The 19,957-nt window shown below is 61.5% G+C and carries 22 protein-coding genes; 12 read left to right on the forward strand and 10 right to left on the reverse strand.

Annotated features, from left to right (window positions below):
* Positions 1-145: 145 nt before the first annotated feature.
* Positions 146-361 carry a hypothetical protein gene (locus tag NW814_RS04625; RefSeq protein ID WP_414405379.1) on the reverse strand — a complete coding sequence of 72 codons (216 nt, stop codon included), beginning with the start codon at positions 359-361 and terminating at the stop codon, positions 146-148.
* Positions 362-389: 28 nt separating this feature from the next.
* Here NW814_RS04625 and NW814_RS04630 point away from each other — a divergent pair, with 28 nt between their 5' ends.
* From NW814_RS04630 to NW814_RS04660, 7 genes are all read left to right on the forward strand, one after another.
* Positions 390-1,184, forward strand: a complete 795-nt coding sequence (locus NW814_RS04630; RefSeq protein ID WP_414405380.1) for a class I SAM-dependent methyltransferase — start codon at positions 390-392, stop codon at positions 1,182-1,184.
* A gap of 92 nt (positions 1,185-1,276) precedes the next feature.
* Positions 1,277-2,635 (forward strand): histidine phosphatase family protein, encoded by a 1,359-nt coding sequence (locus NW814_RS04635; protein WP_414393296.1) that lies wholly within the window; start codon positions 1,277-1,279, stop codon positions 2,633-2,635.
* Between the two features lie 10 nt (positions 2,636-2,645).
* Positions 2,646-3,980: a dihydroorotase gene (locus NW814_RS04640; protein WP_414393298.1), complete on the forward strand. Its 1,335-nt coding sequence runs from the start codon at positions 2,646-2,648 to the stop codon at positions 3,978-3,980.
* 71 nt (positions 3,981-4,051) lie between these two features.
* Positions 4,052-5,146 carry an L-threonylcarbamoyladenylate synthase gene (locus NW814_RS04645; RefSeq protein ID WP_414405381.1) on the forward strand — a complete coding sequence of 365 codons (1,095 nt, stop codon included), beginning with the start codon at positions 4,052-4,054 and terminating at the stop codon, positions 5,144-5,146.
* On the forward strand, positions 5,116-5,646 hold the full coding sequence (gene purE / locus NW814_RS04650; protein ID WP_414405382.1) for a 5-(carboxyamino)imidazole ribonucleotide mutase: 531 nt from the start codon (positions 5,116-5,118) through the stop codon (positions 5,644-5,646). The genes NW814_RS04645 and purE overlap by 31 nt, the downstream gene beginning before the upstream one ends.
* Positions 5,647-5,664: 18 nt before the next feature.
* Complete coding sequence (locus tag NW814_RS04655; protein WP_414405383.1) at positions 5,665-6,477, forward strand: hypothetical protein; 813 nt, start codon at positions 5,665-5,667, stop codon at positions 6,475-6,477.
* Between the two features lie 241 nt (positions 6,478-6,718).
* The gene (locus tag NW814_RS04660) at positions 6,719-7,117 is read left to right on the forward strand and encodes a fasciclin domain-containing protein (protein WP_414405384.1); all 399 of its coding nucleotides are present in this window, start codon (positions 6,719-6,721) and stop codon (positions 7,115-7,117) included.
* A 110-nt stretch (positions 7,118-7,227) separates the two neighbouring features.
* Here NW814_RS04660 and NW814_RS04665 read toward each other — a convergent pair whose 3' ends face one another.
* Positions 7,228-7,470 (reverse strand): hypothetical protein, encoded by a 243-nt coding sequence (locus NW814_RS04665; RefSeq protein WP_414393306.1) that lies wholly within the window; start codon positions 7,468-7,470, stop codon positions 7,228-7,230.
* A gap of 203 nt (positions 7,471-7,673) precedes the next feature.
* On the opposite strand from NW814_RS04665, the gene menD reads away from it, so the two are divergent.
* Positions 7,674-9,482 carry a 2-succinyl-5-enolpyruvyl-6-hydroxy-3-cyclohexene-1-carboxylic-acid synthase gene (menD, locus tag NW814_RS04670; protein WP_414405385.1) on the forward strand — a complete coding sequence of 603 codons (1,809 nt, stop codon included), beginning with the start codon at positions 7,674-7,676 and terminating at the stop codon, positions 9,480-9,482.
* Here the strand turns inward: menD and miaA are convergent.
* Positions 9,406-10,368: a tRNA (adenosine(37)-N6)-dimethylallyltransferase MiaA gene (miaA, locus tag NW814_RS04675; RefSeq protein WP_414405386.1), complete on the reverse strand. Its 963-nt coding sequence runs from the start codon at positions 10,366-10,368 to the stop codon at positions 9,406-9,408. The two genes, menD and miaA, sit on opposite strands and share 77 nt — an antisense overlap.
* 332 nt (positions 10,369-10,700) lie before the next feature.
* Here miaA and NW814_RS04680 point away from each other — a divergent pair, with 332 nt between their 5' ends.
* Positions 10,701-11,348 (forward strand): hypothetical protein, encoded by a 648-nt coding sequence (locus tag NW814_RS04680; RefSeq protein ID WP_414405387.1) that lies wholly within the window; start codon positions 10,701-10,703, stop codon positions 11,346-11,348.
* A gap of 67 nt (positions 11,349-11,415) precedes the next feature.
* On the opposite strand, the gene rpe is transcribed toward NW814_RS04680, so the two are convergent.
* Together rpe and NW814_RS04690 are read right to left on the reverse strand one after the other, a co-directional pair.
* Complete coding sequence (gene rpe / locus NW814_RS04685; RefSeq protein WP_414405388.1) at positions 11,416-12,126, reverse strand: ribulose-phosphate 3-epimerase; 711 nt, start codon at positions 12,124-12,126, stop codon at positions 11,416-11,418.
* Between the two features lie 157 nt (positions 12,127-12,283).
* Positions 12,284-12,454 carry a hypothetical protein gene (locus NW814_RS04690; RefSeq protein ID WP_414405389.1) on the reverse strand — a complete coding sequence of 57 codons (171 nt, stop codon included), beginning with the start codon at positions 12,452-12,454 and terminating at the stop codon, positions 12,284-12,286.
* Positions 12,455-12,555: 101 nt separating this feature from the next.
* Between NW814_RS04690 and NW814_RS04695 the strand changes: the two genes are divergently transcribed.
* A complete protein-coding gene (locus NW814_RS04695) occupies positions 12,556-12,951 on the forward strand; it encodes a VOC family protein (RefSeq protein ID WP_414405390.1) in 396 nt (131 codons plus the stop codon).
* 5 nt (positions 12,952-12,956) lie between these two features.
* Positions 12,957-14,525: an NAD(P)H-hydrate dehydratase gene (locus NW814_RS04700; RefSeq protein WP_414405391.1), complete on the forward strand. Its 1,569-nt coding sequence runs from the start codon at positions 12,957-12,959 to the stop codon at positions 14,523-14,525.
* On the opposite strand, the gene NW814_RS04705 is transcribed toward NW814_RS04700, so the two are convergent.
* The 5 genes from NW814_RS04705 to NW814_RS04725 form a co-directional block, all read right to left on the reverse strand.
* On the reverse strand, positions 14,522-15,352 hold the full coding sequence (locus tag NW814_RS04705; RefSeq protein ID WP_414405447.1) for an undecaprenyl-diphosphate phosphatase: 831 nt from the start codon (positions 15,350-15,352) through the stop codon (positions 14,522-14,524). The genes NW814_RS04700 and NW814_RS04705 overlap by 4 nt on opposite strands.
* A gap of 52 nt (positions 15,353-15,404) precedes the next feature.
* Positions 15,405-15,905 (reverse strand): DUF2808 domain-containing protein, encoded by a 501-nt coding sequence (locus NW814_RS04710; RefSeq protein ID WP_414405392.1) that lies wholly within the window; start codon positions 15,903-15,905, stop codon positions 15,405-15,407.
* Between the two features lie 615 nt (positions 15,906-16,520).
* Positions 16,521-16,703: a photosystem II reaction center protein PsbZ gene (gene psbZ / locus NW814_RS04715; RefSeq protein ID WP_414393323.1), complete on the reverse strand. Its 183-nt coding sequence runs from the start codon at positions 16,701-16,703 to the stop codon at positions 16,521-16,523.
* Positions 16,704-17,137: 434 nt separating this feature from the next.
* Positions 17,138-17,830 (reverse strand): queuosine precursor transporter, encoded by a 693-nt coding sequence (locus NW814_RS04720; protein ID WP_414405393.1) that lies wholly within the window; start codon positions 17,828-17,830, stop codon positions 17,138-17,140.
* Positions 17,823-18,554, reverse strand: coding sequence for a response regulator (locus NW814_RS04725; RefSeq protein ID WP_414405394.1), 732 nt, complete (start codon positions 18,552-18,554; stop codon positions 17,823-17,825). The genes NW814_RS04720 and NW814_RS04725 overlap by 8 nt, the downstream gene beginning before the upstream one ends.
* A gap of 156 nt (positions 18,555-18,710) precedes the next feature.
* On the opposite strand from NW814_RS04725, the gene NW814_RS04730 reads away from it, so the two are divergent.
* Positions 18,711-19,829 (forward strand): class I SAM-dependent methyltransferase, encoded by a 1,119-nt coding sequence (locus NW814_RS04730; RefSeq protein WP_414405395.1) that lies wholly within the window; start codon positions 18,711-18,713, stop codon positions 19,827-19,829.
* Positions 19,830-19,957 lie beyond the last annotated feature (128 nt).

The following is a 19,957-nucleotide window of genomic DNA, read 5'->3' on the forward strand; positions in this document are numbered from 1 at the left end:
GTAGACAATGGGTGGCGGAGACTTGACAACCATGATTCAGGGAAGAAAACGCCGACCTTCGGCCAGCAAAGACACTGATCGCGCCCTCAGGGATCCTCAAAAACCCGTCTTTTCAAGGACTTTCAGAGGCTTCTCGAAGAATAACTTAAGGGTGGGGACGGTAGGAAGGGCTGTTGCGGTATTGGCGCTCTAGCTGCTCCACAATGGAAATGGGAACGGATGAGGTCTCGGAGGGCTCTTCTGGCGAGGTGCCGATCTGCGTCTCGGTCTCCACATTGAACTGCCGAGATGTTGCCCAAACCACTGCTGCAATCAGCAAAAGGACGATAGCGGCACCGTAAAGAAAGGCGACGATGGCCATCGGGTCAATGGTTTAGCTTTCCCCTTCCATGATAAAGGCTGTCGAGAATTACCCACTTCAGGATCCCTTAGAGCAAGCCCTATGGGACTGGCACCGAGGAGAGGCCAAGGGATCCCTGCTCTTGCATGCCTACGGCCTGGAGGGGATCCCTCTGGCGGAAGAGCCCCAGGTGGTCTCCGCCGAGGTGTTCTTCACCCAGGAGCTGCCGGAGGTGGAGGCCATGGCTTTGGATCTATGCCGCGGTCGGGTGCTGGACATCGGCGCCGGCACGGGCCGCCACAGCCTGCTGCTGCAGGAGGAAGGATTGGCGGTGGCTGCCTTGGATCGCTCGCCCGTGGCGTTGCAGATCATGGCAGAGCGGGGGGTGCGCTGCCGCATTGCTGCCGACCTGTTCCACTGGGCAGGGCCGGAAGAGCCCTTCGACACGCTGCTGTTGCTGATGAACGGCGCTGGCCTCCTGGGATCCCTAGGGGGGTTGGAGCGTTTTTTGTGCCGGGCTCGCCATTGGATTCAGCCCACCGGCCAGTTGCTTGTGGACTCTACCGAGCTCAGCGACTTCAGCGAAGAGGGCGACTCGGCGCGTCTGGAGGATCTGCTGCAGGATCCAGAGCCGACCGTTCCTAGGGACTTAGAGGGGGGGAAAGCAGAAACCAAGGTAGTGAACTTTGTGGCTGAGTACAACGGCCGGCGCGGGGATCCTTTCCCCTGGCTTTTTGTGGACCCAGAAACCCTGCTGCACTATGCCCACGCCAACGGCTGGCAAGGACAAATTCTCTACCAGGAGGCGGAGGGGGCTTTCCTAGCGCGGCTTACCCCTTTGTGAGCGGCTCATCTCTAGGGAGGCCAGCCAAACCCCACAGCAGGGCTCTAGGCGATACTCTAGTAAGGTGTTCTCGAGTTCAACCGGTGCAAACGATGGCTCAGCCTGCCCTGCGCATCCTGCTTGTGCGCCACGGTGAGAGCACCTTCAACGTCGAAAATCGCATCCAAGGTCGCTCCGATCTCTCTCGCCTCACCCCCAGTGGAGAAGCGCAGGCGCAACGGCTAGCTGAGGCCCTGACCGGGATCCCTTTGGATTACGTCTACTCTAGCCCTCTCTCCCGCGCCCTCGACACTGCCCACATTCTTCTCAAGGAGCGAGCGGGGGTCCCTTTGTTGATTAGCGAGCAGCTGCGGGAGATTGACCTAACGGAGTGGGAAGGCCTGACCTTTGCCGAGGTGAAGGAAAAGTACCCAGAAGAGTACTCCCGATGGCGGTACCATCCCGAGGAGCTGGAGCTAGGGGGACGCTTTCCGGTGCGGGATCTCTGGCAGCAAGCCCAGGGCTTTTGGCAACAGTTGGCTGAGCAGGTGCAGGCGGATCCCCGCTCAGAGCGAGGGAAGGATCCTAAGCATCCCCTCAACGTTCTTATCGTCGGCCACAGCGGCCTCAACCGTGCCCTGGTCAGCACGGCCATTGGCTTGGGGCCAGTCCACTACCACCGCCTGGGGCAAAACAACTGTGCCATTAGCGTCCTCAACTTTCCCCAGGGCCTGGGGGGGCCACCCCAACTGGAATCCTGGAACATCACCGCCCATCTGGGCCAATCCCTGCCCCAGCGCAAGCAGGGGATGCGCATTCTGCTGGTGCGCCATGGAGAGACGCAGTGGAACCGGGAGCAACGCTTCCAGGGGCAGCGGGATATCCCCCTCAACGCCACCGGCGAGGAGCAGGCAGCCAAGGTAGCCGAATTTCTGGCGGATCAGCCGCTGAATCTAGCCTTTTCCAGCCCCCTCAAGCGGCCCTGGGCTACTGCTGATGCCATTTGCCGCTACCACCCCAACCTCATTCTGCGTCCAATGGTGGAGCTGCAAGAAATCTGCCACGGCGACTGGGAGGGCAAGCTGCAGAGCGAGGTGGAGGCCCAATACCCCGGCGAGCTGGAGCGCTGGCAGCGGGATCCTGCGGCTGTGCAGATGCCCAACGGGGAAAATCTCTACCAAGTTTGGGCCCGCACCCGCTCAGCCTGGGAAGAAATTTTGGCCACTACTGCTGCTCAGTTTCCTGAAGGTACGGCAGTGGTGGTAGCCCATGATGCCATCAACAAAGCCATCATCTGCCAGTTGTTCGACCTTTCTCCCCATGCCTTTTGGATCTTCAAGCAAGGCAATGGCGGCATTACCGTCATCGACTACCCGGAAGGAAAGGAGGGTGCCCCAGTCTTAAGAGTGCTCAACCTCACCACCCACCTGTCCGGCCAGATTTTCGACTGCACCACGGCGGGCGCTCTCTAGGGGGTAAGAGATGGGATCCCCTCTCCTTGCCGACCTGGGTTTGCCAGACATTTGCCTCCAAGGGGTACGCCTGTTGGATCCCTGCCGCCAGCGCGATGGCGTGGCTGACGTTTGGCTACGTCGGGGCCGCCTCCTGCTTGTCGAGGCAACGGCAATCCCCGCCAAGATCCCCCGTCTGGACGCCGCCGGCTGGGTGCTGGGCCCAGGCCTGATCGATTTGTACACCTCTAGTGGCGAGCTGGAAGACAATGGCCTCTCCGCTGGCCGCGAGACTCTCACTTCCTTGGCAGCAGCGGCGCGGGCAGGCGGCTTTACCCAAGTTGGCCTGCTGCCCACTCCTCTTGCGGGGACGGCAGCCTTTCCCGTGCTGGATCAGCCAGAGCAGCTAGGTCGCTATCGTCGCCGGCCTGGGGATCCTCGCTGGCTGCCCTGGGCTGCCTTGAGCTTGGGTGGCCGGGAAGAAGCTCCCAGCCCTTGGGGAGAGCTGGCCCGCGCTGGAGCCATTGGCTTTGTGGCCCGGCTTGGGGGAGCAGAGTCGCTGCGCTCCCTGGCCCTGGTGCGACAAGCTCTGGAGTACTTGCGGCCCTGGAACAAGCCCCTGCTGGTTTGGGCCTGGGATCCCACCCTAGGTGGTTCGGGCAGTCTCTACGAGGGGGTATGGGCTCTGCGCCTGGGGCTAAAGGGCATCCCAGCCAGTGCCGAGACCGCCGCCCTAGCCCGCCTCCTGGAAGTGCTGCGCAGCGTTCCCTCGCCGCCGCCAGTGCATGTGATGCGCCTCAGCCAAGCCCGCAGCCTGGAGCTTATCCAGCAGGCGCAGGCAGAGGGGCTGCCGGTTACCGCCAGTACCACCTGGATGCACCTCCTCCTGTCGGAGGAAGCTGTCTTCGAGCGCGGCTACGATCCCAACTTGCGCCTACTGCCTCCTCTTCCCCGTGCCGCCGACCGGGAGGCCCTCATTGCCGGGATCCGCAGCGGTAGCCTGGGCATTGCCGTCGATCATGCCCCCTACACCTACGAGGAGAAGACCCTGCCCTTTGCCGACGCACCCCCTGGGGCCATGGGTCTGGAGCTGGCCCTGCCGCTGCTGTGGCAGAACTTGGTGGAGACGGGAGCGCTGACGGCGCTACAGCTCTGGTCGGCCCTTAGCCTCTACCCGGCCCGCTGCCTGGGGTTGGAGCCGCCCAGCCTGGAGCCCGGAAGCGATTGGGTGCTCTTTGATCCAACCCATACCTGGACAGTTTCGGCAGCCACGCTCCGCTCCCACTCGCAGGCCACTCCCTGGCTGGGCAAGACCCTACGCGGCAGGGTGCTGCACACCCACGTGGAGGAAGAGAGCAAGCGCTGAGCTGCAGAAGGAGACATTGCCCTCCCCCTGGCTTGACAATGGAGGTAGGAAGGGGATCCCCAGCTTGCCCAATGCCAACGCAGATTCTTCCCCCCACCCCCGAGCACCTTGCCCTAGCCGCTGAAGCCCTGCGGCAAGGTCAACTGGTAGCCATGCCTACGGAGACGGTGTACGGCCTGGCGGGCCACGGCTTCAACGAACAGGCGGTGGCCACCATCTTTGCTGTCAAGGAGCGCCCCCGTTTCGATCCCCTGATCTTGCACCTGCCAGCTGGGGTCTGCCTTGAGGCGCTGGACGGGGAGCTGGTGGATCTGTCGGCTTTTACTGCCGCTGCCCGCGCTCGGCTGGGATCCCTTGTCGACACCTTCTGGCCGGGCCCGCTGACGCTGGTGCTGCCCAAGGGACCCCGGGTGCTGGATCTCGTCACCAGTGGCTTGCCTACAGTGGCGCTGCGGATGCCTGCCCACCCCGTGGCCCAGGCTTTGCTGCAAGCAGTTCAGGTGCCTCTAGCTGCCCCCAGCGCCAACCGCTTTGGCCGCCTCAGCCCCACCTCAGCTCAGGCGGTCTATGCCGAGTTGGCGGGGCGGATCCCCTACATTTTGGACGGAGGAGAGTGCAGCGTGGGTTTGGAATCGACCGTGCTTAAGCTCAGCCCTGACGGCACGCCCACGCTGTTGCGCCCTGGCGGGATCCCGCGGGAAGTGCTGGAAGCTCATCTCGGCCTGCCCCTCCAGACTGCACCGGACAGCAACCTAAGGCCCGAGGCACCGGGAGGGCTTAGCAGCCACTACGCCCCCACCAAGCCCCTCTGGTTGTTGCCTGTTGCCTTTGACCAGCTCCGCCCTGAGGAGTGGCAGCGGTTGCGGCAGGAGACAGCTGAACATGCCCACCTGGGCGTCCTCAGTTTCTCAGCCGATGCCCAGGCGCTGGCGGAAAGCTTTGCCCACCACTGGCCGGGAGTTGCGCTGACCTTTGAATGCCTGGGGCCGGATCCCACTGCGGCAGCGCGGGCTCTCTTTGCCAGCCTGCGCCGCTTGGACGAAGGGGCAGCCACCCTGCTGCTGGCTGAGCCCCCCCCGGTTTTGACAGGGCTGGGCTATGCGATTATGGATCGGCTACGACGGGCCAGCAAGCCATGGAAGACTCCCCTCTTGTCGCCATCGTGATGGGCAGCGATTCGGATCTGCCCACCTTGGCCCCCGCCGCTCAGGTGTGCGAGGAGTTTGGGATCCCCTATCTCCTCCAGATCCTCAGCGCTCACCGCACCCCCGAAGCGATGGTGGAGTTTGCCCGCAGTGCCCACACCCGCGGCATCCGCGTCATCATTGCCGGCGCTGGCGGGGCGGCCCATCTGCCGGGGATGGTAGCCTCCCTTACCCCTCTGCCAGTCATCGGGGTGCCGGTGTTCAGCCAATCCCTGCAGGGGCTGGACTCCCTGTATTCGATAGTGCAGATGCCCAAGGGGATCCCCGTGGCTACCGTAGCCATTGGCAACGGCTATAACGCTGGTCTCTTGGCGGTGCAGATCCTAGCCAGCGGGGATCCTGAACTGCTGCAGCGGGTGCTTGCCTACCGGGAAAACCTCAAGCAGGCTGTGCAGGAGAAAAATGCCCAGTTGCAAGCTCAGGGGTGGAAAGCCTATCTCCGATCTGCCGACAGAGCATAATTAAAGCGTTGACCTGTCTTGGCAGAGAAAAAGTTGGGAGAGTTGCCGGCGGTGAAGCAGGGATCCAGTCGCTCCTCTTCTGGCCAGGGATCCTGGCAGGAGTATCTTCAGCGGGTTCAGAAAGGGGCAGAGGAAAGGGGAGCTCAAGCGGCGGGGTGGCTGCTGGGGGGATCGCAGGGGCGGGTTTTGGCGGTGTCAGGCTTGGCGTTGGCGGGGCTAGCTTTTTGGCACTGGCGCCTGGCCCTTTCCCTAGCAGTGGGCACTGGGGTGATGCTAGGGGTGTACGCGGCTTGCAGCCCTGAGTTTAGCCGCCGCTGGCAGGAGTGGCAAGCTTGGTTTCGCCAAGCCAATCGCTCCCTTTTGCTAGCCGTTGCGGGCGGGGCAGCCGCCACTCTTGGCACCTACCTTGTGGTCTCAATCTGGGCAGAAGCCAACCAGCGCTGGCTGGCCACAGGTGCCATTGTGCAGGGGCTAGCCACCTTTGCCTTGCTGTCACTGCTGTTTTGGGAGTGGCTCAGCCGCCGGCAAGAGCGGCAGCGTTCTCAATGGGAGCGGGATCTTAGCGACATTGCTTCCCCCGATCCCTACAGGCGGCTGCTGGGGGTACGCCGGCTGCAGAGCCGCCTGCCCCATCTGGATCCCGAACAAACTCGGCTGGCAGTGGATTATCTGCGCCTGGCCCTTGACCAAGAAACCGTGGCCGTTGTGCGGGAGGCCCTCTTGGAAGCCCTGCAGGGATGGGGGATCCTGCGCCGCCTCAACGATTTGACCAGTCCCAACCCAGCCGAAAGCAGCGGCGATCCCTCGGCAAGCCGCAGAGGCAACGCCTAAACAGCTAGCAGCTCCACCACGGGAAGTAAGGAACTCGAGCCAGAGGCTGTCCGTCGTAGAGGAGTGTAAACCTACTCTTTACGGAGGGTTACATTCCATGGTTCGCAAGCTCTTCACGCTCTCTTTAGCCGTTGCCTCGGCCACAGTGTTGGCTGCAGCTCCCGGAGTCCAGGCTAGCAGCCCCAGCCCTAGCCCAGCGCCTGCAAGCGCGAAGACTGCAGCTTCTGCCCAAAAAACCATTGTGGATGTTGCCACTGAGGCTGGTTCCTTTTCCACCTTGCTCAAAGCCCTGGAGGCTGCTGACCTGGTGAAGACGCTCTCTGAGGAGGGCCCCTTCACCGTTTTTGCCCCTACTGATGAAGCCTTTGCGGCCCTGCCGAACGGCACGCTAGACGACTTGCTCAAGCCAGAAAACAAGGAGAAATTGAAGCGAGTGCTCAGCTACCATGTCGTGTCTGGCGAGCTTCTCTCTCAAAATCTAGAGGCCGGTAAGGTGACTACCCTTGCTGAAGTGCCGGTGGAGATCTCCGTCAAGGATGGGATCCGGGTCAACGACGCCAAGGTGGCAACCCCCGATCTCAAAGCCTCCAACGGCATTATCCACGTCATTGACAAAGTCCTCCTGCCACCGGAGAAATAGTCTTCTCGGCCTTGCAATCCTAAATCTAAGTCTGTAGAAAGCCTTCCTAGCACCCCCAGCTTCAAGGCTGGGGGCTTCGGGCGCGATCCCTGGCTTGGCTCTTGGGATTCCTACAAGTCAATACCAACGCTGGAGTTGTAGATTGCCTCCACCGACACACCGGCCACCCGCTGGGGACGCACGATCATGTACTCATTGTCCATTTGCTTGGGCAAGGTGATGAACTCGTCCCCACCCACCATCAGTTGGTTGATCAGCTCTGTGTATTCTCTGGCTTCCTTGACCCGTACCTGCAGGGTCTGACCCCCTTCCAGCATGATGTGAACGAGGTAGCCATCGGGTTTTCTGGGCATGGGCGCTCCTGCTTGGCTGCAGCAAAGGTCGATAAACATTATTCCCCCCTTCGAGAAACTTGACCAACCTCCGGCTCCTCCTGTCGGCAGGAGGCCATAACAAGCGGTGGATAGGAGAGGGGGCTTCCCCGGGGTGGTCGATGGGCCTACAGTAACAGGATGTGCCCATTTTGGGTTCTTTCCCGCTACCTCTTGTGGCTGGAATGGCTGACACGCCTTGCCCTCAACGGCTGGACTGGCGCAACCTCAACACCCTCTGGGGATCCGTTTTGGCCGAGACCTTGAGCCGGCTGGGCTGTCGGGTGGCGGTGGTGTGTCCGGGATCCCGCTCTGCCCCCCTCACCTATGCTCTGGCGCAGCACCCTGAGATCGAGGCCATTCCGGTGCTGGATGAGCGGTCGGCGGCCTTCTTTGCCCTTGGCTTGGCCCAGCAGCTGCGGCAGCCCATCCCGCTAGTGTGTACCTCTGGCAGCGCCGGCGCCCATTTTTTCCCCGCTCTCATCGAGGCGGCAGAAAGTGGTTGGCCACTTCTGGTTTTGACGGCGGATCGGCCGCCGGAGCTGCGCCACTGCCGCGCCGGGCAGACCATCGACCAGGTGAAGCTCTACGGCCACTACCCCAACTGGCAGGCGGAGCTAGCCCTGCCCAGCGCCGACCTAGAAGCTCTGGCCTACCTGCGCCAGACCGTCATTCACGCCTGGGAGCGTGCCCTCTACCCTTTCCCGGGTCCAGTGCACCTCAACGTGCCTTTGCGGGAGCCCTTGGCTCCCATTGCTGACAGCAGCACCGCGCCCCTGGCCCGTTGGCAGAAAAATCCGGAGTTTGAGAAGAGCTTTTTTCGGGGGGTTGCTCCGGCCGGATCTTCCTGCCAGGCGCTGCGGGGCAGTCTTCAGATGGAGAGGGCTTCCTTTTGGCAGGAGTGGTGCAGCTGTGAGCGGGGAGTGATCTTGGCAGGGCCGGCCCAAGCGGCGGATCCCCGCGCCTACGCTGAGGCAGTGGCCCGTCTGGCCCTAGCCCTGGGCTGGCCGGTGTTGGCAGAAGGCCTTTCCCCCCTGCGCAACTACGCTTCCCTTAACCCCTACCTCATCACCACCTACGATTTTCTCCTCCAGGGAGAGCAGCCCCATCTTTGGCCAGAGCAGGTGATCCAACTGGGACCCTTGCCCACCAGCAAGGCCCTGCGGCAAACCCTGGCCCAAGTCCAACCCCGCACCTGGCTACTCGATCCCCGACCCCAGAACGCCGATCCTCTCCACAACTCCACGACCCACTTGCCCTTTGCCGTGGAGGAGGTGGCGGCAGGGATCCCGGCAGGCAAAGCCAAAACAACCGCTTTTCTGCAAGCCTGGCTGCAGGCGGAAGCAAAAGCTCGGGTTGAGCTGGATCGGCTGCTGGCAGCTCTGCCGGAGTGGTTTGAGGGCAAGATTGCCTGGTGGCTGGCCCACCACCTGCCGCCGGAGACGCCGCTATTTATTGCCAACAGCACACCGGTGCGGGATGTGGAGTGGTTTTGGCCACCCAACGACCGCCATATCCGGCCTTACTTTAACCGCGGCACCAACGGCATCGACGGCATCCTCTCGACCGCCTTTGGGGTGGCCCATCGCCAGCGCCCGACGGTGGTGCTGACCGGGGATCTGGCCTTTTTGCACGACTGCGGTGGCCTGCGTCTTGCCCAATGCCTTCAGGGATCCCTGACGATTCTTCTCATCAACAACCAGGGGGGCGGTATCTTTGAGCTCTTGCCCATTGCCAAGGCGGCTCGCCAGGAGCCCAACCCTCCCTTTGAGCCCTACTTTGCCACCCCCCAGGCCGTGGATTTTGCCCTCCTCTGCCAGGCCCATGGCATCCCCCACCGGCGGATAGAGACCTGGGAGGAGCTGGCCCAAGCCTTGGATCCCTTGCCGACCCAGGGGGTGCGGGTGTTGGAGATCCTTACGGATCGGCGGGCGGACGCGCAGCGACGGCAGGAGTGGTTCCGGCGCTGGTCTGAGCTGCCATCCACGCCGTAACCCGCTTCCAGATCTGTTCGGGCAGATCCTCGGCCTCGCAGTCCAGCCATTGGATCCCTGGCATGGCCCGAAACCAGGTCATCTGCCGCTTGGCAAACTGGCGGGTGCGCCGCACAATCAAAGGCTGCAGCTCTGCTTCTGGGATCCGCCCTTCTAGGTAGGCGCCAATCTCCGCGTAGCCCAAGGTTTGTAAGAGGGGCAGGTCTGGCCCGTAGCGCTCCCGCAGCGTTTTCACCTCCTCAATCCAGCCTGCTGCCAGCATTTCTGCCGTGCGCCGAGCAATGCGTTGTTCCAGACGGGGCATTGGGCAGCGCAGCCCCAAGATGAGGATGGGGTAGCTAGGAGGATGGGCCTGCCTCAGGCGGGAAGCTGGCTTGCCGGTGGTGTAGATGATCTCCAAAGCCCGCAGGGTGCGCACCGTGTCATGGGGATGGATGTGCTCGGCGGCAACGGGATCCAACTGCTGCAGCCAGGCGTAGCGGATCTCGGGCGGCCACGTCTCTAGTTGGGCGCGCAACTCGGGCTGCGGCGGAACTGCCGGGATCCCCAGCCCTGCGGTAATGGATTGGATGTAGAGCCCCGTCCCCCCCACCAGAATGGGAGTCTGTCCCTGCCGATGGGCCTCGGCAATGCGCGACTGGGCCGCCTGCTGAAACTCGGCCACGGTGTAGGTGTGGCGGGGATCCACAAAGTCCATCAACTCGTGCGGCCAGAGGGCCCGCTCAGCGGGGGTAGGCTTGGCAGTGCCGATGTCGAACTCCCGGTAGACCTGGCGAGAGTCGGCATTCAGCAGAGGGGATCCCAGCCGCCGAGCCAGCAGCAACGCCTGACGTGACTTGCCAGTGGCGGTGGGGCCGGCGATAACAATTAGCCCTGGAGTTACCATGCCGAGGGTGTTACTTGTTGCACTGGGTGGCAGACATTCAGAACCTGCAAAAATTTATGCAAGGCAACAAAATTTCTAAAAGGCTTTAGCTCTGTGGCTAGAATAGACTTCCTAACAGCTTTGGGCTCTTTGAAATTGCGGTGATCTCATCTTACGTTCCAGCTTTTGTTGGGTTGGACACTCAGCTTAGGCTGTCTCTCCAGCTCCCGAGGCTAGCCCCATGGCTGCTTGCCTGGGTCAAGCCTGGTCTCGGCTACCTGGGCTGGGCAGTTGGGGCAGGGGTCCTAGCGGCGTTGCTGGCGTGGAAACCTTGTCCAGCCCTGGCGGAAGTTTTGGTACTCAAGCAAGGAGAAGTGCGCACTCTGCCCTTGTTGCAAACGCGGGCCCGACCCTCCTTGCAGATGGAGATGCTTTATCTAGGCATGGTGGAGGAGCGCTTCTTAGGCTACGCCCACGCCAACAACTGGGAGACTATTTCCAGCGACCGAGAGGATCCCCGCTGGAGCCGCTGGCAACTGCGACCGGGCGGTGAGGCCCTCTATCCGCCGGATGCCCCTTCGTCGCGGGATCCCTCAGAGCCCCCCCTCTATGCCCGTGGGTTTTATGTAGAGGCCTACTTCATGGGCGGGCGGCTAGTGGGGATGCACCTCATTTACAACCCGGAAGAGCCAGGCTTCAATTTCAGGCAACTGCAAAGGCTTGTTCGCGCCTGGTTTCCCGATAACCGCCTAATGTTGCACTACCAGGTGCTGCCAGAGGATCCCGACCAGCATGTCCTAAGAGCCTACTGGGGCACCATCCCTCCCCCTTACCTTGCCGACATTCAGCGCAACAGCCGCCTGCCCTTCTGCCAGGTTTTTTTCAGCCCTACCTCGCCTCAGCCGCTTGTTCCCCCCTCTGCGCCTCCTCACTGCCTAGGTCAAGCTGAAGCAGGTGCCTCCCCTGCCGCTGCCCAGAAGAAGACGGCCGCTCTGCGCTAAAGCTTTGCGCGGGCTAGGGCTTGAGCTGAGGCTGCTTGCGGCGTTGCTGGCCTACGGGAAGAAAGCCCTAAACCGTCACCAGCTCGGGGCGGCGGCTGTGGCGAATGGCGCGAATGGCTTCCCCGTAGTCCTTGGCCTTGAATACGGCTGAGCCCGCCACCAGGGCATTGGCCCCCGCCTCGATGACCTGCCAGGCGTTGCTGGCCTTGATGCCGCCATCCACCTCGATCCAGGGATCCAAGCCCCGCTCGTCGCACAGGGCCCGTAACTGGCGAATCTTGGGAACCACCGCCGGGATGAAGCTCTGGCCGCCAAAGCCAGGGTTGACGCTCATGATCAACACCAGGTCCACCAGATCCAGCACGTACTGAATCAGCTCCAGAGGGCTGGCCGGGTTGAGCACCACACCTGCCTGTTTGCCCAGATCCTTGATTTGGCTGAGGGTGCGGTGCAGGTGGATGGTGGAGCTGGACTCGGCGTGAACGGAGATGATGTCGGCCCCCGCCTTGGCAAAGTCGGCCACATATTTCTCCGGCTCCACAATCATCAGGTGGACATCTAGAGGCTTGGCCGTAACCGGGCGCAGCGCTTCCACCACCAGCGGGCCGATGGTGATGTTGGGCACAAAGCGGCCATCCATCACATCTACGTGGATCCAGTCGGCTCCTGCCTCGTCCACTGCCCGCACTTCTTCCCCCAAGCGGCTAAAATCGGCTGAAAGAATAGAAGGGGCGACGACAATCGGCTTTTGCCCAGAGGCTGCGGAGGGCTGAGTCATGGTGAGTACCCAAGGTGTAAACCGCAAAACAGGGGAGCCTGCTCCTCTATGGTACGGAGTTTGATCCCCTTTGCAAAGCACCACCCGGCTTCTAGGGGATCCCGACAAAGCCGGCCCTGGCCAGTTGCACCCTCCGGAAAACTTGGGCCAGAGGCTCTCAGCGATCCGGCGGCTGCGCGTTGCTCTGAGGCTCTGGAGAGGCTTGCTCCGAGGGAGCTGGCTTCACTTTTTCTTCTAGCCGCAGGGCAAGCTGCTGCAACTGCATATAGATGCTGTTGACGGCCAGCATGGCCAGGACAGTGCCGAAAAACTTGGTGCGGGATCCCATAGACCAACCCCTGGGCAAGGCCAAGCGCTCGTTGCCCTAGCTCCAACTTAGCGCACAGGCGGAACAGACCCTCAGAGAAGAACTTCATTAGACCTAGCGTCATGCCTGCCTATCAGCACTTACATACTGCCCTTTGGGTTAGCGATCTGGCCAGGGCTGAGCATTTCTACGGGACGGTGCTCGGGCTCCCCAAAGCAGAGCGGTTTCCCTTTGACTTTCCCGGCGCTTGGTACCAGGTGGGCTCCTCTCAGATTCACTTGATTGTTACTGAGGAGCCGCTTGACCAAGGGCAGCCAGCCAGTTGGGGCAGCAAGGCGAAGTGGGGGCGCCTTCCCCATGTGGCGCTGGGCGTGGAAGACCTGGAAGCGGTAAAGGCCCGCCTGCTGCAGGCAGGCTACGAGGTGCAGCCAAGCGCTTCCGGGCGGACGGTGCTGTTTGTTCGGGATCCCGACGGGAACGTGATCGAGCTAAGCTCCCTAAGTCCCCCTCAGCCATGACTGCGATGACAGAGCCCCATTCGCCCCAGCGGCGCGGCGCCCTGCCCCTCTTTGACCCCTCCACCGCCCTGGTCAGCTCGGCCCAAATGCGCTGCCTCGAGGAGCAGATCTTCGCTGCCGGCATGCCTGTGGCCGCTCTCATGGAAAAGGTGGGCCTGGCCGTTTTTGCCCAGTTGCGGCAGGATTTCCCCCATGCGCAGCGCATCGGCATCCTCTGCGGCACAGGGCACAACGGCGGCGACGGCTTGGTGGTTGGACGAGAGCTGCGGCTGGCCCAGAAGGAGGTGAAGGTTTGGCTGGGCAAGCCGGATGATCTCAAGCCCCTGACTGCCGACCACGCTCGCTATCTCAGGGCGCTGGGGGCGGAGTTTGTGGATCGGCTGGAGGAGTTGGCCGACTGTGACCTGCTGATTGACGCCCTGTTTGGCATTGGCCTAAACCGGCCCCTGGGGGATCCCTGGGCAGAGGCAGTGGAGTGGGCCAACGGCAGCGGCATTCCCATCCTCAGCCTGGATCTGCCCTCTGGCCTCAACGACCAGACAGGCAAGATCTGGGGCTGCTGTATCCGCGCCAGCTACACCTATGCCCTGGGCCTCTGGAAGCGGGGCCTGTGGCAGGAGGCGGCTCTGCCTTGGGTAGGACGGCTGCATCGCATTGATTTTGGGATCCCCCCTTGGGCCTGCCCGGCGGAGGCGGTTCCCCAGCTATTGCTGCAACCCTGGCCCCATTTCCCCCCCGATCCCCCCTTGGACACCCACAAGTACCGCCAGGGATCCCTGCTGCTGGTAGCAGGCTCGACGGCCTATGCCGGGGCGGCAGTGTTGGCCGGGCTGGGATCCCGTGCCAGCGGCGTGGGCATGGTAACCCTAGTGGCGCCGGCGGAGTTGAAGGAGCTGATCCACAGCGCTTTGCCGGAGGTGTTGGTGCACCCCTGGGAAGGGATCCCTTCTTTGCCGCTAGTAGCTGAGAAGCCCTTCCAGGCGGTGGCAGTGGGGCCGGGCCTTGGGGAAACCCGCCAGCTGCTTTTGGAGATCTTGCTGCGGGATTGGGCCGGGATCCCCTGGGTGATCGACGCCGATGGCCTCAATGCCTTAGCGGAGATGGGGGTGGAGCGCCTGCCAGAAAACGGGATCCAAGCTATCCTCACCCCGCACCTGGGGGAATTTCGCCGGCTTTTTCCTGGGATCTCGCTTGAGGATCGCCTCGAGGCAGCCCAAAAGGCAGCAGCCCAGAGTGGGGCGGTGGTAGTCTTGAAGGGGGCACGGACGATAATCGCCTCTCCCACAGGGGAATGCTGGGTAAACCCGGAGAGCACACCAGCTTTGGCTCGCGGCGGCAGCGGCGATGTTTTAACTGGCCTAATTGGTGGACTAGTGGCGCGCAGAAGGGCCCAACTGGGTCAAGCGATGGGGATCTCAGAGCTACTGAGTTGCGCCTGTGCCGGGGTGTGGTGGCATGCCCAGGCAGCTATCCAGCTGGTGGGGGAGCGGGGTCCGACGGGGGTGGATCCGGCCCACCTAGCGGAGCACCTGCCCAAAGCGCTGCAGATTCTGCGGGGACAGAAGTCGGTCTAAGGTTGCAAGAACCCCAGCGCCAGCCCCAAGAAAATGAACAGGCCAAAACTAATCCGATAGACAATAAACAGCCAGGTGCTGCTGCGCTGCAAAAATCGAATGAGCCAATCGATGGACCAGTAGGAGAAGACAAAGGCCGAGAGCGTCCCCAGCCCCTGCGCTAGCAGCGCCTCTGTCCTGAACTCGGAGACGAACTCCTCTACCCCGGCCAAAAAGAGGGCGGGGATTCCCAGCAAGAAGGAGTAGCGGGCGGCAGCCGAGCGCTGCAAATCGAGCAACAGAGCCGCCGTCAGCGTCACGCCGGATCGGGATACCCCTGGGATCAAAGCCAAGGCCTGGGCCAGCCCCACCCAGATCCCGTCCCAAATGCCTAGGCTGTCTAGGCCTCGCCGGCGTTTCCCCACCCGTTCTGCCCAGCCCAAAGCCAGGGCCAAGCCAATAGCGGCAGCAGCGATCACCCACAACTGGCGGGGCGGAGATCCCCAAATGGCCTTGACGGCCCATCCGGCCACCCCAATCGGCAACGTTCCCACCAGGATCCCCATGAGCAGCCGCCAAGACTCCTGCTGGAAGTCTCGCTCCTGCCAAGCCCTCCAGGAGCCAAGGAGCAACTGGCGCAGGTCAGAGGCAAAGTAGATCAACACTGCTCCCAGACTGCCCAGCTGGATCACCGCCGCAAACGAAGCTCCCGCATCTGGCCAGCCCAGCAAAGCCGGAAACACTCGTAGGTGGGCCGTGCTGCTGATGGGCAGGAATTCGGTGATCCCTTGCACCATGCCCAAGATCAGGGCCTGCCACCAATTGGGATACCAGAGGTCGGCCAGCACCAAAGACCGTCTCTCTCAATAGACCAGGCTGCCGTCTGGAGGAGAGTTCCCCTTAGAACGTGAGCCGCTCGGGATCGTCGATGGTAATCAGCCAGTTGCCCACCTTGCGGAAGAGGGGGTTGGGCTCTGTCCCCCGCACCCGCGCCTCTACCCGGTAGATGCCAGCAGCGGAAGGATTGCGCACATTGGAGAGCACCAAGCGGATCTCCTGGCCGGCGGCAATGGGTTGACGGGCTACCACCTCCAAAGAGCGAAACTCCTCGTTCCAGTACACTTCCGCCAGCTCCACCGGCTTGCCCTCCGCCTCTAGGCGCACATTCTTCGGGTCGATGACGGCATCGAAATTGCTATCCGCCTTGATCTGCACCTCTGCCACTGCCACATTTTGGGGTGGGATCTTCAGGCGATAGCGATCCAGCCGGCCGCGAATGCCGCGAAAATCCAGCCGATAGCTGAGGACAGGCACCCCCTCGCTGCCAGTGATGACAAAGCCCGACTGCGCCCTTGCCGAAGGGAGCAACAGCAGGGATCCCACTAGGCCTGCCAAAGCCAACCTTGCCCCCAGCCAAGGCAAGCAAAGACTCTGGGAATACTTCACCGCTCTCAACACCCAAGCTTCCCGAAAGACTTCGACTCAAGCAACCCCTGCTGCCGACCGAGCAAGCAGCAAGGCCATGAAGATGGAATCAAGTTGCTGTCTATTGTAAGGGGGTGAGATCCGCTCTGAAAGACTTATACAACGCTGGACAAAAGCGGACTTTTGCTCCAGGTTGACGCTTTCTCCCTGCTTCCACGACCCGTAGCTAGTGGCAGAGTCCACCCCTACCACCCCGCCAGAGGGATCTCCACAGGCGTCACTTCCCCGCGAGCTGCAGGTAGGTGCTCCTTGCCCCCATAAGGCACACCGGCTAAAGACGGAGCCAACTTTAGCCTAGGCAAAGTGCCTACCAGAAAAGATGTACTCGCAAGCCTACTAGCTCAGCCCATCTCCGTCAAGGCAGGAGGTCGGTCATGCCACAAAGTGGCTGATTGTCCAGTGAATCAAGGACTAGAGGAGAGCCCTTCTAACGAGAGCGCCCAGAGCTCAGTCGGGTGCGGGAATGCGCAGTTTTTTCGCCGCCCTAACAGAAGCTTGGGGGATGGGTGTCGAAGGATCCCGCTGGAGGGATCACTTCAAGAAACTAAGTACCCCCACCCCGAGTACCATCAGCACCCAGAGCAGGGATCCCACCAAAAGGACATTCTTGGCCCGGCTCCAGTCGCTGGCCGAGCTAAGGAGCACCGGCACCGCCACCACCAACAGCAAGCTGTAGAGCACCAGCACCAACAGAGCAATTTGGAAAATGAGCATCATCTTTCTTTGCGGATCCCTTACAAAAGTCCTGTCTTGGATAAAGGCTCCCGGCAACACCGGGCGGCTCCTTGCTGATCTAGCTCGCTGCGCACCGGCAGCGGGGTAGATTGGGATAACGCTCTGACCAGCAGGCTAAGCGGCGCAGGCCCTGGTTTTTAGTCTTGGGGATGAGCCGCCTACTCGTGGCGTTGTATAGCCTGGAGTACTATAGTCGAGTTATAAGCCGACATCAACATCCAGTGCAAGTATCTGGGCTTAGGCTCAGTAGTTGGGGTTATGGCGTCCCCCACGGGCGTGCAGCGGCAGCCCCGCCAGTGCGTCCGCGTAGCTCGCGATAAGCGAGAAAGAATCCCCGCCCCTTAGGGCTGGGAGAACGTCAATATACCAAAACTGGGATCCCTCTCCCTGGCCCGCCTGGCAAGGGAGCAGCTTTATTTGGATACAACCTGGATTCGGAAAGGGTTGAAGTCCGTTGCCACGTCAAAGTAGTCCTCCTGCTCCTGCTGCTTCAGCCAGCCAGTGATGGCATAGGTAAGGGGCGTACAGGCCACTTCGACACCACACTTGAACACGTAGTTAGAGAGGATGAGGCTCACTAGGTTCGGAAAAACTCCCCAGAAGGCAATGAGAATGAACAGGCCCGTATCCACTGCTTGGCCCACCAGGGTCGAGCTGATGGTGCGCGTCCACAGCCAGCGTCCCCGGGTCCACACCTTCAGGCGCGCCAGCACATAGGCATTGGCAAAGCTGCCGCTCCAGTAGGCAATTAGGCTGGCCAGCACGATACGGGGGGTAAGGCCGAGGATCTGGTCGTAGGCTTCCTGGTGGGGCCAATCAGGGGCTGCCGGCAGGGATCCCACAATCATCAAGGTCACGGACATCAGGGCTGCCGAGAAAAACCCCAGCCAGATCACCCGCCGCGAGCGAGCATAGCCGTAGACCTCGGTGAGGATGTCGCCGAAAATGTAGCTGAGGGGGAAAAGAATGGTGCCGCCATCGAAGGTAAAGGGCCCCAAGAGCACGATCTTGGCCGAGGCGATGTTGGAGATGAGCAGCACCGCCACGAACAGGGCCGTCACCGCATCCAGGTGTCGGTAGGCGCGCTCAAAGCTTTGCTCAGCCATCAAGACCCCCCAACAGTTTACGGATATGCCGCAGCTCTTTGACGATTAGGGCTAAGCCCTGGCTGTGCCGTTCCACTTCGCTGGTGAGCTTACGGATTTGCTCTTCTAGGTTAGCGCTGTGAGACTCCTGACGATCTAGGCGCTGGTTGAGGTGGGCAAGCCGCGTCACTACTTCCCGCTGGATCAGGTTTTCCGTACCTTGGATAAGCAGCGTCTCGATGGCGGTGAGCTTGTTCAAGAGCAACTGGGTGTTGGTTTCTGATCCCGCTTCCGCTGCCGCTGCAGGAGTCACCTGCAGGGCCTTTTGGATTTGAGCCAGAAGAGTCTCCGCTTCAAACGGCTTTTCGATAAAATCGAAGTCGACAAAAGGCTCAGGGATGCGGGCTGTCACTTGTTCCTTCATCCCCGACATCATGATAACGGGGGTATTTTTCAGACTGTCTTCGCGGCGGATGGCTTGGAGGGTGTCGTAGCCATCCATCTTGGGCATGACAAAATCCAGCAGGATCAGGTCGGGGTGATGCTTTTTGGCGACCTCCAAGCCCGTCGGTCCGTCTTTAGCCTCCAGCACCTGGAAATGGTCAGCCAGGATGCTGGCCACCATCTTGCGGATCATGATGCTATCGTCAATGACCAACACCGTTTTGGTCGTCATGGCTTTTCCCATCAGTTCAGCCGGATCTGCCCCTTCCTTGAGCTCAGGAGGCAAGTGGAAACCCACCATTAGAGTACTCTCCTGCTTGGCGGAGGTTGTGCTCCGGGATCCAATTTGCCGGCTTCTCTTGCCGCCTAGCGGTTGTCGGCCCACCCTGGCCGCCTTGCTATAATCTACTATCGCATTGTAAACAAACGTTAAGAACCCGTTTGCACTGGCAGGGTCATGAGCTTCCAGTTAAGCCCCGAGCTGTCGCTGCCTATCCCATCGCCGGTGGGGGAGGCTGCTTACCGTGCCTTTCAGTGGGGCAAAAACCTCTTCGGCTTTGCCCACAAGGCTCTCTCCACCCAAGCTGCCGAACTGATGCTCTCTGCCCTCAGGGAGCTGCAGAGCTTTGTCTCCGGCAAGCCTCTGCCACCGCGGGAGCGGGTGAAGGTGAGCGCAGCCACTTTGCAGGAGTTGCGGGCTCGCTACGAGCGACTTCTAGAAGTTGATTGGCAAGATGCGGAAGCAGGCTACTACCCTCACGCGCTTCTCTTCGACAACCCCTGGCTGGACTTTGCCCGCTATTACCCAGCGGTGTGGTTGGAACTGCCCCAGATTGCCCGACGGGTACACGGCCGGCGCTACCAAGAGTTTTCTCCAGACATCTCCACAGAGGGCTACCCAAAATACTACCTTCAGAACTTCCACTACCAAACCAACGGCTACCTGAGCGATCGCTCGGCTGAGCTCTACGACTTGCAGGTGGAGTTGCTGTTTGGGGGTACGGCGGATGCGATGCGGCGACGGGTGATCCGCCTGCTCAAGGATGCCCTCGATCCCAACCTATCTGCTCCCCACATCCTCGACGTAGCCTGTGGCACAGGGCGGATGCTGCGCCTTTTGCGGGGATCCCTGCCCAAGGCGGCGCTGTATGGCTTGGATCTTTCTCCTGCCTATCTGCGCAAGGCCAACCGGCTGTTGCAGGAGTTGCCCGGGGAGCTGCCGCAGCTTATTCGCGCCAACGCCGAGGCCATGCCCTACGCTGACGCTTTCTTCGATGCAGTTGTCAGCGTTTTTCTTTTCCACGAGCTGCCTGGCCCGGTTCGGCAAAACGTCATCAACGAGATCAGCCGGGTGGTGAAGCCAGGGGGCGTGGTTGTCGTCTGCGACTCGGTGCAGCTGCTGGATTCGCCGGAGCTGGAGGAGACGATGGAAGCTTTTGCGCAAACCTTCCACGAGCCCTACTACTGCGACTACATCCGCGACGATCTGGGAGCGCGCCTGCAGCGGGCAGGCTGTGAGGTGTTGCGCCGAGAAACCCACTACGTTAGCACTTACCTCTTGGCCCGTAAGAGTTGAGCGCCCTTGCCAAAAGCTTAAGAAGAGATTCGCAGTAGTCTACCTAGGGGTATAGTAGTAGCAGGCACCAAACTTGATACGAAGCCAGGCCACCAAGACCATGGACGGGAAGGTGGTTAGCGTTCATC

It is taken from the genome of Synechococcus sp. R65.1 (genome assembly GCF_047461755.1).
Lineage (GTDB): Bacteria > Cyanobacteriota > Cyanobacteriia > Thermostichales > Thermostichaceae > Thermostichus.

Bases quoted from the DNA above. Each gene is read 5' to 3' on its own strand.
- NW814_RS04645 (WP_414405381.1), top strand. From the start codon at position 4,052: ATGCCAACGCAGATTCTTCCCCCCACCCCCGAGCACCTTGCCCTAGCC.
- psbZ (WP_414393323.1), bottom strand. From the start codon at position 16,703: ATGCTCATTTTCCAAATTGCTCTGTTGGTGCTGGTGCTCTACAGCTTG.
- menD (WP_414405385.1), top strand. From the start codon at position 7,674: ATGGCTGACACGCCTTGCCCTCAACGGCTGGACTGGCGCAACCTCAAC.
- NW814_RS04665 (WP_414393306.1), bottom strand. From the start codon at position 7,470: ATGCCCAGAAAACCCGATGGCTACCTCGTTCACATCATGCTGGAAGGG.
- NW814_RS04730 (WP_414405395.1), top strand. From the start codon at position 18,711: ATGAGCTTCCAGTTAAGCCCCGAGCTGTCGCTGCCTATCCCATCGCCG.
- NW814_RS04630 (WP_414405380.1), top strand. From the start codon at position 390: ATGATAAAGGCTGTCGAGAATTACCCACTTCAGGATCCCTTAGAGCAA.
- purE (WP_414405382.1), top strand. From the start codon at position 5,116: ATGGAAGACTCCCCTCTTGTCGCCATCGTGATGGGCAGCGATTCGGAT.
- NW814_RS04635 (WP_414393296.1), top strand. From the start codon at position 1,277: ATGGCTCAGCCTGCCCTGCGCATCCTGCTTGTGCGCCACGGTGAGAGC.
- NW814_RS04720 (WP_414405393.1), bottom strand. From the start codon at position 17,830: ATGGCTGAGCAAAGCTTTGAGCGCGCCTACCGACACCTGGATGCGGTG.
- NW814_RS04625 (WP_414405379.1), bottom strand. From the start codon at position 361: ATGGCCATCGTCGCCTTTCTTTACGGTGCCGCTATCGTCCTTTTGCTG.
- rpe (WP_414405388.1), bottom strand. From the start codon at position 12,126: ATGACTCAGCCCTCCGCAGCCTCTGGGCAAAAGCCGATTGTCGTCGCC.
- NW814_RS04695 (WP_414405390.1), top strand. From the start codon at position 12,556: ATGCCTGCCTATCAGCACTTACATACTGCCCTTTGGGTTAGCGATCTG.
- NW814_RS04690 (WP_414405389.1), bottom strand. From the start codon at position 12,454: ATGGGATCCCGCACCAAGTTTTTCGGCACTGTCCTGGCCATGCTGGCC.
- NW814_RS04725 (WP_414405394.1), bottom strand. From the start codon at position 18,554: ATGGTGGGTTTCCACTTGCCTCCTGAGCTCAAGGAAGGGGCAGATCCG.
- miaA (WP_414405386.1), bottom strand. From the start codon at position 10,368: ATGGTAACTCCAGGGCTAATTGTTATCGCCGGCCCCACCGCCACTGGC.
- NW814_RS04640 (WP_414393298.1), top strand. From the start codon at position 2,646: ATGGGATCCCCTCTCCTTGCCGACCTGGGTTTGCCAGACATTTGCCTC.
- NW814_RS04700 (WP_414405391.1), top strand. From the start codon at position 12,957: ATGACAGAGCCCCATTCGCCCCAGCGGCGCGGCGCCCTGCCCCTCTTT.